At 75.4% G+C, this 7,079-nt stretch carries 5 protein-coding genes and 1 pseudogene; 3 read left to right on the top strand and 3 right to left on the bottom strand.

Annotated features, from left to right (window positions below; genetic code table 11):
• Positions 1–1,668, top strand: a 1,668-nt coding sequence (locus tag GPJ59_RS31365) for a LuxR family transcriptional regulator (protein WP_219671306.1), incomplete at its 5' end; no start/stop codon positions are given.
• Between the two features lie 68 nt (positions 1,669–1,736).
• Here the strand turns inward: GPJ59_RS31365 and thpR are convergent.
• Both thpR and GPJ59_RS31355 read right to left on the bottom strand, forming a co-directional pair.
• Positions 1,737–2,339 (bottom strand): RNA 2',3'-cyclic phosphodiesterase, encoded by a 603-nt coding sequence (gene thpR, locus GPJ59_RS31360; protein ID WP_308120587.1) that lies wholly within the window; start codon positions 2,337–2,339, stop codon positions 1,737–1,739.
• Positions 2,340–2,541: 202 nt separating this feature from the next.
• The gene (locus GPJ59_RS31355) at positions 2,542–3,780 is read right to left on the bottom strand and encodes a monooxygenase (protein WP_219671304.1); all 1,239 of its coding nucleotides are present in this window, start codon (positions 3,778–3,780) and stop codon (positions 2,542–2,544) included.
• Between the two features lie 260 nt (positions 3,781–4,040).
• On the opposite strand from GPJ59_RS31355, the gene GPJ59_RS31350 reads away from it, so the two are divergent.
• Positions 4,041–5,114: a phytase gene (locus tag GPJ59_RS31350; protein ID WP_219671303.1), complete on the top strand. Its 1,074-nt coding sequence runs from the start codon at positions 4,041–4,043 to the stop codon at positions 5,112–5,114.
• Between the two features lie 112 nt (positions 5,115–5,226).
• Here GPJ59_RS31350 and GPJ59_RS31345 read toward each other — a convergent pair whose 3' ends face one another.
• Positions 5,227–6,774, bottom strand: a complete 1,548-nt coding sequence (locus GPJ59_RS31345) for a DUF7824 domain-containing protein (RefSeq protein WP_219671302.1) — start codon at positions 6,772–6,774, stop codon at positions 5,227–5,229.
• Positions 6,775–6,894: 120 nt separating this feature from the next.
• Between GPJ59_RS31345 and GPJ59_RS31340 the strand changes: the two are divergent.
• A pseudogene (locus tag GPJ59_RS31340) lies at positions 6,895–7,079 on the top strand (hypothetical protein); the annotation flags it as partial.

Raw genomic sequence — 7,079 nt, 5'->3', positions numbered from 1 at the left:
CACTGGTCCCGGACCGCGGCGGCCCTGGCCCGCGAACGGCACGCCTACGCCGACGCCGCCCGGCACCTCGCGGACGCCGCGGCCGTGCTCGACGCGGCGGACCCGCAGCGCGCCCCGGCGCTCATCGAGCTGGCCCGTGCCGAGTACCTGGCCGGGCGTTACGAGGCCAGCCTGCGCCGCTGCGACGAAGCGTCCGACGCCGCGAACGCGCACGGCCTGCCCGCCCTGCTCGCCGAGGTGGCCCTCGTGCTGCAGGGCATCACCTTCTCCCAGGCCTCACAGGCCATCACCCGGCTGTGCCGGGCGGCACTGGCCGTCGAGGACCTGCCGGACGCGATGCGCGCCCGGCTGCTCGCCCAGCTCGCCACCGCCTCGGCCGAACTCGACGTACCGGAGGAGGCGGCCGGGCAGGCCCGCGCCGCCCTCGAACTGGCCGAGGCCACCGGCGACCTGCGGGCCGAGCTCGACGCGGCCCGGGCGGTGCAGATGACGCTGGCTCACCCCGACGACACCGCCGAACGCCTGCGCCTGGGCGCGCTGGCCGTGTCCCGCGCCGAGCGCCTCGGCGACCCGCTCGCCGCCGTACTGGGCCACCAGTGGCGTGTGCAGGCCGGGTACCTGCTGGGCCGGCTGGACCTGGTGGACGACGCGATCCGCGGCATCGAGGCGATCGTGGCCCGCTCCCCGCTGCCGCTGACCCGCTGGCACCTGCTGCGCGTCGGCGCCGCCCGGGCCGTGCAGGAAGGCCGCTTCGCCGAGGCCCGCCGCTGCAACGAGGAGGCCACCGAGCTCGCCCTGGCCGGCGGAGACCGGTCCGCGACCGCCCTGAGCCACGTACTCCACCAGCACCTCGCCGCGGTGCGGGGCGACGCCGCGGAACTGCCGGAGGAGATGTGGCACGCCCTCGACCACGCCCCGCGGAACCCGATCCTGCTGTCCGTCCGGGCGCGGGCACTGTTCCTGGCCGGGCGGCTGGACGAGGCGCGGGAGGTCTACGACGGGCTGCGCCCGCTGCTGCCGATCCCGATGACGAATCCGCGGTGGCCCGCGGTGCTGCTCAACCTGGTCGACCTGATCGTCCTGTTCGGCGATGCGGAGGCCGCGCGGCTGGTGTACGACCAGCTCGCGCTGTTCCGCCCGTACCCGGGCGCGATCGGCACGCCCACGGCGTACTTCTGCGGCACGGTCAGCCGCGACCTCGGCCGGCTCGCGCTGACCGCCGGGCGCCCGGACCGGGCGGCGGAGCTGCTGTCCGAAGCACTGGTCCGCAACCGGGCCCTCGACGCACGGCCGTACGTGGCGCTGACCTGCCTGGACCTCGCCGCCCTGCGGCGCGACAGCGGTGCCCTCGTGGAAGCGGCCGCCCTCGCCGGGGAGGCCGCGGCGATCGCCGGGCACCTCGACCTGCCGGGCCCGTCCGCCGCCGCGGCGCGCCTCGTCGGCGAGATCGCTGCCCGACGGGCCGGCACCGACCCGCTCACGCCGCGCGAACGGGAGATCGCCGAGCTGGTGGCCCGGGCGCGTACGAACCGTCAGATCGCCGATGACCTGGTGATCTCCGAACGCACCGTGGAGAGCCACGTCCGCAACATCCTCGCGAAGCTGGGCTGCGCCAACCGCACGCAGATGGCGACGCGTTGGACCGGCCCTGACGGGTTGTGCCGGTGAGACGTGGCAGACTGCGTTCGTCGTCCCGGGGGTGATCCACGCGAGGGATCACCCGCCGGGCCGGTGGATCATTCGCCCGACGGGTGGCGCGTCCTGCTGTCGAAGGCCCAGGACTCCATGTCGCGGTAGCGGATCGGGCCCGGGCCGCGACCGAAGTTGCTGCCGACCAGGTGCAGGCGCTTCGCCGGCCAGTGGCGGCCGGTGAACGAGGCGAGTCCGGCAGCGGCTGCCACGACGCTCGACGGGTCGTCCCGGCGGGAACGGGCCAGTGTCAGATGGGGGCGCAGCGGCCGGCCCTCGTAGGCGATCCCGCACTCCTCGACCACGGCCCGGACCTCGGTGGCGAGCAGGTGCAGTCCCTCGACGTCCCCGTCGATCCCGCTCCACAGCACGCGTTCGTCGAAGTGCCCGCCGCCGCGCAGGGCCAGCTGGAGCGGCCGGTGCGCCGCCGCGAGAGCCGCGAGCGGCGGCCGCAGGAGCGCAGCGGCCGCGACCGGGAGTTCCCCGAGGAACGCCAGGGTGATGTGCCAGTCCTCGATCCGGTTCCACCGCATGCGCGGGTAGGCGTCGTAGGCGGGCTGCAACGCCCTGGCCAGCTCCTCCTTCGCGTCGTCCGGCGGGGCGAGCGCCACGAAGACGCGGACGGTCGCGGGCTGGCTCTGTTCGTTCACCGAGGACTTCCTACCGCCTGTGCGCCGACTGTGATCGATACCGGCTGCGATCGTTACGGGCTGCGATCGATACGGGCTTTGATCGATATGGGCAGGTAAGCATCTCATCCGCTCGGAAGCGGGGTGCGCCCGGGGCGGGGGCTTCACGTGGGCCTGGTCACCCGCCCGGTCACGGCCTGGTCACGGCCTGGTCACGGCCTGCTCACGGCCTGCTCATGGCCTGGCCCCCGATGCCGGGAGCGCCCCCGAGCTGGGTCCGCCACCAGGACTCGGCCCCGTGGCGGTCCATGGCGGCCCAGTCGGGGGTCTGCTCCACCTGGGCCCGGCCGAGGCGGCGGGCCAGCGCGACCAGCTCACGCCCGGCCTCGCCCCGCGCGGCCTCGTACGCGGATGCCAGCTCGTCCCAGGAGGCGGCGTCCCGCCAGGCGGATGCGAAGGCGCTGGCGTCCTGCAGGGCCTTGGCCGCCCCGCTGGTGTTGTGCGGGCGCACCACGGTGGCGGCATCACCCGCGAGCAGGATGCCACCGGCGGCGGTGCGGGCGGTCTCCAGGTCGTAGATCGGCTGGACGAACGTGTCCTGCGGGGGCGTCAGGGCGATCAGCCGGGCCCAGTACGGCGGGAACGCGCGGGCGAGCAACTCGGCCAGGCTGGTGGCGAGTTCCGGTGTCAGGTGGCCCGGCGGGAAGCTCGTCGGATCGTCGAACCGCAGTCCTGCGGCCCGGGGAGGCGCGGCGTAGAGGACCCAGTTCACGCGGGTGCCGTCCGGGCCGGGGATGCGGTAGACGACGCAGCTGCCGCCGGGGAAGCACACGGTGGTCACCGCGTCCGGGGGCCAGGGGTCCTCGCCGAGGGTGTCCAGGAGCCGGGCGTCGAAGTTGCCGCGCCAGCAGACGTACCCGGCGTAGTGCGGCCGGGACCCGGGGCAGATCGCGTCACGGACCACCGAGCGGTACCCGTCGGCGCCGACGACGAGGTCGTAGGCCTCGGCGGCGCCGTCAGCCGTGACCACCTCGGGCCGACGGCGACCGTGGGCCTCGGCCCGGGCCACCGCGGTCACGGCCGCTCCCTGCCGGTGGACCACCGAGGCGGGCGTCGCCTCGCGCAGTCCGCGCCAGAGCAGGCCCCAGTGGTACGAGTGGAAGGGGAACGGCTGCTCCCAGAAGAGCCTTCCGGCAGGTGAGGCGGGTGCGGCGGGGTCCTTGACCACCCACCTGCGCCGGGTCAGCCGATGCCTGGCGATCCCGGCGGGCAGTGCGCCCAGGGCGGTGAGTTCGGCGGCCCGGTCGTCGTGGACGCACAGGCCCACGCCCCGGTCCGCCAGCCGTCCGCGGGTGCGTTCGAGGACCACCACGCGGTCCGCGCCCGCCCGCGCGGCCGCCGCCGCGAAAGCGCAGCCCGCGATGCTTCCTCCGACGACCGCGACCGTACCGCCTCGTACCACCGCTGCTCCTTCTGTCAGGCCGGCCCGGACCGCCCGTGCTGCCCGGGCTGCTGCCGATGCCGCCCGTGCTGCCCCACTCGCTCCTGACCTCAGCACATTGTCCGGACATCGGCGGCGAATTGCACGATAATGGCCGAGTAACGGTGCACTGTGGGCGTTGCGGGGGCTTCGGCGCTCCTGGTTCAGGCCGCGTTCACGCCGGGCTCTCCGGGCCTTCCCAGCCTCCTGCCGTCCGCAACCCGAACCGGAAGGGAAACCCGGTGCCCTTCGCCGAATCCGTCCGCCGAGCCGCCGTCCCCGCCGCTGCCGCTGCGACGGTCGCGCTGCTCGTACCGGTGGCACCCGTACACGCAGCCGCCACCTCCGCGTCCCCCTCCGCGTCCGTCACGGCGCCCGCCTCCACGTCCGTCTCCGCGACCGTGGAGACCGCCCCGGTGTCCCACAGCGGCGACGCCGCCGACGACCCGGCGATCTGGGTCCACCCGACCGACCCGGCCAGGTCGGTCGTCGTGGGCACCGACAAGAAGGGCGCCCTGGAGGTCTACGACATGACCGGGGCGCGGATCCAGCGGATCAGCGGCGACCACGGCAACAACGTCGACCTGCGCGGGAACATCGTCGTCACCGCCGACGACGAGGCCGCCGGCGGCAGCGGCGCGATGCACGTCTACCGCATCGACCCGGCGACGCGGCGGCTCACGCGCCTCAAGGACGTCCCGACCGAGGTCACCGCGCACGGCATCTGCCTGTACACCTCCCCCGTCTCCGGGAAGCTGTACGCCTTCCCCAACTCCACCTCGGGCCGGGTGGAGCAGTGGGAGCTGGCCGTCAGCGGGAACTCGGTGACCGCGACATCCGTCCGCCTGTGGGACGCGGGCTCGGCCGTGGAGGGCTGCTACGCCGACGACGCCACCGGCAAGCTCTACCTCGGCGAGGAGGACGTGGGCGTCTGGATCTACGGTGCCGAACCGACTGCCGGGGCCCGCCGTACCGCGCTCGACTCCACCGGCTCCGGCGGCCGCATCACGGCCGACACCGAGGGCATCACCGCGGCCGGCAACCGCATCTACGTCTCGTCCCAGGGCAGCGACGACTTCACCGTCCACGACCGCACCACCCACGCCTACCTGGGCCGTTTCTCCGTCGCGGGCGGCACCGCCGCCGACGACTGCGAGGACACCGACGGCATCGACGCCACCGCCGCCGACCTGGGGCCGGCCTTCCCGCAGGGCGTCTTCGTCTGCCAGGACGGCTCCAACGGCACCCCGGGCGGCAGCGGCAACCAGAACTTCAAGCTCGTCCCGCTCCAGCGCATCACCGCGCACTTCTCCTGACCGAACGGCTGCGTCACGCGGCCTCGATCCGCTCCGCAGCCTTCGGAGGCGTCGGCGGGTGGGGCCTTCACGGTGTGTCGGCCCGCTCGTCCGCGGCCTTCGCGTGATGTGGCTACGCTCCCGCGAGCGTGGCGCGCAGCCGCCGTGCCTCCCGTACCGACTGCGACGAACCCGGCCGCCCCGCGAGTACGTCGACCCCGGCGACGGTCCCGCGCGCCCCGCAGTCCCGGGCGCAGTCCGCGGCCAGCGCCAGCAGCGGCGGGTGGAGTCGGGTCAGGAGGCCCGAGTCGACGGCCGCCAGCAGCTCGGGCAGCGCCGAGGCGAGGACCGGCCATACCGCCTCGGCGCCGCCCGTCGCACCGGCAGTCGCGCCGGCGGTCGCACCGCCGGCCACGCCGCCGGTCATGCCGCCCGTCGCACCGGCGGCGAGCCGGAGGGACGCCGTGACGGTCGGCAGCTTCAGGGTGCCCAGCAGGACCAGCCGGGCGAGCTCACCCCCCAGGAACGCGCCGTCCAGGCGTCCCTGTGCGGCCAGCGCCAGCAACGCCTCCACGGCCGCGTCCCGGTCGGCGTCCGGCCCCGCGCCGAGCCCGTACGCCACACCCAGGTGCACGGCGGGCCCGGCCGGCCCCTCGCTCCGGGCCAGCGCGGGCAGGAACTCCGGGCTGCCGGAGGCGCCGTTCCGGTCCGCGGCAGCCGCGACCTCGGTCAGCAACCGCGCCGCGACGATCTCGGGATGCCAGGGCAGCGCCGCTGCGGCGTGCTGCTCCCGGTGCCCGAGCAGGATGTGGTTGCAGCCGATCAGCGGCTCGAAGCGGCGGAAGAGCGGCCAATAGGTCCGGGGGAAGTCCCCCCGTCCCTCAAGGGTCTGAGTGCCCACCAGGATCCGGCGCCCCACCCTGGCCCCGTACCTCCGGCTCGGTGCCTGCGGTGCGCCCGGCTCCCGCTCCACGGTCCATTCCGGTTGCGGAAGCCCTCCGCGGCGCAGCCAGGCGACGACCCGCGGGGCCTCGGGCAGCGTCAACTCCGCCGCCGCGCCCACGACCTCCTCGTCGGCCGGCCCGCCGCCGCAGCGCAGCAGCGCCTGCCCCAGATCGGCGGGGCCCGGCCGGGCGCCGGCCTGCTCGTACTCGGTGAGCCGCATGACCAGGTCGCGCGGCTCGACCGCGCCGCTGGGCCGACTGGGCATGGCCAGCAGCATCGGCACCGTCTCGCCACGGCGCAGCCACGCGCAGATCTCCTGGATGCGCTCGCCGACCACCAGGCTCACGGCCTCGTGCTGGCAGGTCTCCAACCAGCCCCGCGCCGGCTCCTGTTCGGCCGGCTCGGCCGTCCCCGTCCCGACCGGGCCCACGGCGCTGCGTACGACGGCCAGGAGCCGTTCGGCGGCGCGCGTGCGCGGCCGGTGGGCGCCGGTCCAGCGCTCGGTCACGGGCAGGAGGGCGGCGGCGAGTGCGGCCCGGTCCCGTGCCGACCAGCGGACGACGCCGTCGAGCAGCGCTTCGTACGCCATGACGCTGCCGCCGTCGCCACGGATCTGTGCATCGGCCGCCGGCGCCATCACCGCAGGCGACCCGAACCCGCCACCCGCCCCGTCCCCGACCACGTCCACACCCACGACCACGCCCACGCCCACGCCCACGTCCTCCTCGCGCTCCATCCGTGCCCCCACCCGTTCCCGCCCGACTCCCTCGGCCCCGCTACCCGCCCACGGAGCGGCGCGTGACAATAGCAGGCCGGCCGCCCACGGCCGACTCGGGCGGAGACGGGACAGGGAACGATGACGAACGATACGGACACCGGCGCGGGATGCCCCGACGGCGGCTCCGGGCCGCTGTCGATCCGCGCGCTGACGCGCGAGTCCGGGCGGGCCCGCCGGCTCCTGGCCTCCGGCGCCTGGCGCCCGGCCCCGGCGGACACCAGGGCCGCGGCGGCCGTCCTGGCCGACGTCTTCCGGCGCCGCGG

The organism is Streptomyces bambusae, assembly GCF_019400985.1.
Taxonomy (GTDB): Bacteria; Actinomycetota; Actinomycetes; order Streptomycetales; family Streptomycetaceae; genus Streptomyces; species Streptomyces bambusae_A.
This window is presented reverse-complemented; position numbering and strand designations above follow the sequence as displayed.

Coding starts and splice junctions, on each gene's coding strand:
- GPJ59_RS31345 (WP_219671302.1), bottom strand. CDS start 6,774: ATGGAGCGCGAGGAGGACGTGGGCGTGGGCGTGGGCGTGGTCGTGGGT.